Origin of the sequence: Bradyrhizobium sp. (assembly GCF_028868675.1) — a bacterium.
GTDB lineage: Bacteria > Pseudomonadota > Alphaproteobacteria > Rhizobiales > Xanthobacteraceae > Bradyrhizobium.
Window position 1 is genome coordinate 1 of sequence record NZ_JAGWUA010000343.1, and the last position, 2668, is coordinate 2668.

5 protein-coding genes are annotated in these 2668 nt (G+C 64.6%); 1 reads left to right on the forward strand and 4 read right to left on the reverse strand.

Annotation, left to right across the window (positions count from 1 at the left end; all coding sequences use genetic code 11):
• Nucleotides 1–645: TetR/AcrR family transcriptional regulator (locus KGM94_RS24805; RefSeq protein WP_300265263.1), on the reverse strand; the 645-nt coding region annotated here is incomplete at its 3' end.
• Nucleotides 646–751: 106 nt separating this feature from the next.
• Between KGM94_RS24805 and KGM94_RS24810 the strand changes: the two genes are divergently transcribed.
• Complete coding sequence (locus KGM94_RS24810) at nucleotides 752–1396, forward strand: glutathione binding-like protein (protein WP_300265266.1); 645 nt, start codon at nucleotides 752–754, stop codon at nucleotides 1394–1396.
• Between the two features lie 74 nt (nucleotides 1397–1470).
• Here the strand turns inward: KGM94_RS24810 and ybgC are convergent, their stop codons facing one another.
• The 3 genes from ybgC to KGM94_RS24825 are packed head-to-tail and all read right to left on the reverse strand — an operon-like array spanning nucleotide 1471 to nucleotide 2481.
• Complete coding sequence (gene ybgC / locus KGM94_RS24815; RefSeq protein WP_300265269.1) at nucleotides 1471–1914, reverse strand: tol-pal system-associated acyl-CoA thioesterase; 444 nt, start codon at nucleotides 1912–1914, stop codon at nucleotides 1471–1473.
• Between the two features lie 4 nt (nucleotides 1915–1918).
• Nucleotides 1919–2293 (reverse strand): PIN domain-containing protein, encoded by a 375-nt coding sequence (locus KGM94_RS24820; RefSeq protein ID WP_300265272.1) that lies wholly within the window; start codon nucleotides 2291–2293, stop codon nucleotides 1919–1921.
• Nucleotides 2290–2481, reverse strand: a complete 192-nt coding sequence (locus tag KGM94_RS24825) for a type II toxin-antitoxin system VapB family antitoxin (RefSeq protein WP_300265275.1) — start codon at nucleotides 2479–2481, stop codon at nucleotides 2290–2292. The genes KGM94_RS24820 and KGM94_RS24825 overlap by 4 nt, the downstream gene beginning before the upstream one ends.
• Nucleotides 2482–2668 lie beyond the last annotated feature (187 nt).

Consider the following 2668-nt stretch of genomic DNA (forward strand, 5'->3'; position numbering starts at 1 on the left):
CATCACGTCGATCGCGCCCTTGACGATCGCCTCCAGCTCCTTGCGCGGCACGCGGGCGCGGGAGCGGATGGCGATCGAATGCACGGTGGCCGACGCCAGCTGCGCCAGCACGGCGGGATCGGCGCCCGCGGGCAATTCGCCCTTCTCCCTGGCGCGGCGGAAGCAAGCCGCAAACGCCCTGTCGAGCTCGGACAGTCCCTCCAGCACCATGGCGCGGATCTCGGGATCGCCGACGGCTTCCGAGGCCGCCGTCACCACCGTGAAGCAGCCGCGCGGTCCGCTCTCGCCGGAGAGATAGATGTCGAGCGCGGCGGCAAAGATGCGCTCCAGCCGCCGGCGCAGTGGCAGCTCCTGGCGAAAAATGTCGGCCATCGCCGCGCGCGCCTCGTCGCGGTAGCGCCGGTAGCTCTTGATGTAGAGCTCGCGCTTGTCGCCGAAGGCGCCATAGAGGCTCGGCCGGTTCATGCCGGTGGCCTCGCTGAGATCGTCGAGCGAGGTCGCGGCAAAGCCCTGCGTGCGGAACAGGTCGAGCGCCTTGCCGAGCGCGACCTCGGGCTCATAAGCGCGCGGCCGGCCGCGGCGCCTGGGCGGCGCCGGCGCGGCGAGAGGCGGAGGCGCGACGGGAGATTTGCTTTTTTGTACCATTTCGCAATTTATTCGTTGACCGGATTGATATTATGCAAGATAGTACAAAAATCAATCCGGCCGGGTTGGCGAACACCTGAGACAGCAATACCCCAAGGAGCAATCGATGGATCTGTATTTCTCCCCGCTCGCCTGCTCGATGGCGACCCGGATCGCACTCTACGAGGCCGGCGCGGGCGCGACCTATCTCGAGGTCGATCCCGCGACCAAGACGGTGATGCAGGACGGCTCGGATTTCCGCGCCGTCAATCCGATCGGCCTGGTGCCGACCTTGCGCACCGACGAGGGCGTGGTGCTGACGGAGAACGCCGCGATCCTGCAATATGTCGCGGACCGCTTTCCGCAATCCGGCATCAGCGCCGGGCCCGGCATCGACCGCACCCGCCTGCAGCAATGGCTCTGCTTCATCGGCACCGAGCTGCACAAGGGCCTGTTCGTGCCCGTGCTCGACCGCATGGCGCCGCAGGAGGCGAAGGCCTACGTGCTGGAGAAGAACCTGTCGCGGCTCGACCATCTCGACAACTACCTGAAAGGCCGCGAGTTCCTGCTCGACCATTTCACCGTCGCCGACGCCTATCTCGTCACCGTCATCAACTGGACCATGGCGACGCCGCCGATCGAGCTCGCGAAATGGCCGAACGTGAAGGCCTATTACGAGCGCCTGCGCACGAGACCGTCGATCGCAAGAGCGATCGCGGAGGAGTTCGAGCTGTACAAGCAGGAGCTGGCGCGGCGGAAGGCGGCGGCGTAGGCGCGCGCTCGTGTCCCGGACGTGGCGCAACGTGCAACGTTGCGCCGCAGAGCCGGGACCATATCGCGCGCTAGCTAAATCAGATCCGCCTTCATCAACTGCCGGATCGATTTCGGGATCGGCTGCGCGCGGCCGCCGCTGATGAAGGCGACGCGCACCTCGGCCTTCACCAGCACGTCCTCGCCGCGCCGCACCTCCTGCGCCAGCGTGATCGAGGCGCCCTTCACCGCGACCGGCCAGGTCACGACGTCGAGCACGTCGTCCATGCGCGCGGGCTTGAGGAAATCGAGATGCATGGAGCGCACCACGAAGGCGAAGCCTGGGCTCTCGGTCTCGGCCTGCGCGAACAGCGCGTGCTGCTCGGCGCCCATCAGCCTGAGATGGTTGGTGCGCCCGCGCTCCATGAAGCGCAGGTAATTGGCGTGATAGACGATGCCGGAAAAATCCGTGTCCTCATAGTAGACGCGGACCTGCATGTGGTGGCGGCCGTCGCGGATCTCGCCGTCGAGAGGAAGCATGATACTACTCGCGAAAATCGGCAATCAACTCCAGCGACTGGGCCGCTGCGAGCAACTGCTTATCGCGCGTCCAGATCGCGGCTTCGGGCGTCAACGCCGTGGCAGCCAACAGATGAGCATCGACGTAGCCAATTCCCAATCCCGACAGCTTCCGCTTGACGATGAAACCCTGCACTTCGTCGTTGCTTGCGACGGTCGCTCTTGGAAGCAAGTTCAAGTCGGCAAGCATGTCGGAAGTCCTCATGCCATGTCCGAGCAACAACTCCCCAACAACGAATGGATGCATGACGACGTCTCCATGCTCGAGAAGCGACGCCAGCCGCGGGTCACTCCGACGGAAGTGGTCGACCCAGATCGAGGTGTCCACCAGCACTTTCATTTGGGACGGCGGCGCAGCGGTGCCTTTGCGTCAGGCTGAGTCCCCCCCATTCGGGCAAGACGACGCGCGGCCTCGCGTTCAACGAAGGCCTTCAGGGCCTCCCTGATCACAGCGGATTTCTCGCTCATTCCCGCGAACTCTTGCGCCTTGGCGAAGAGCTCGTCGTCGATCGCAATCGTCGTTCTCATCACGCACCTTTGCATCAAATATAGCATCAACCGATGTAGTTTTCCATGCCATATCCCGTCACTTTGAGAGGGTCCTACCAGCCCCCGTCCCCGACCAGAGCGTCCAGCCGCGCCTTCACGTCGACCGGGGCATTCCCGCGCCAACTTTCTCCCGAAAGTGCGCGCCGCCGGCCCCTCGCCGATGATG

Excerpts from the sequence above, each read along its gene's own strand:
- KGM94_RS24810 (WP_300265266.1), top strand. The coding sequence starts at position 752 with ATGGATCTGTATTTCTCCCCGCTCGCCTGCTCGATGGCGACCCGGATC.
- KGM94_RS24820 (WP_300265272.1), bottom strand. The coding sequence starts at position 2,293 with ATGAAAGTGCTGGTGGACACCTCGATCTGGGTCGACCACTTCCGTCGG.
- ybgC (WP_300265269.1), bottom strand. The coding sequence starts at position 1,914 with ATGCTTCCTCTCGACGGCGAGATCCGCGACGGCCGCCACCACATGCAG.
- KGM94_RS24825 (WP_300265275.1), bottom strand. The coding sequence starts at position 2,481 with ATGAGAACGACGATTGCGATCGACGACGAGCTCTTCGCCAAGGCGCAA.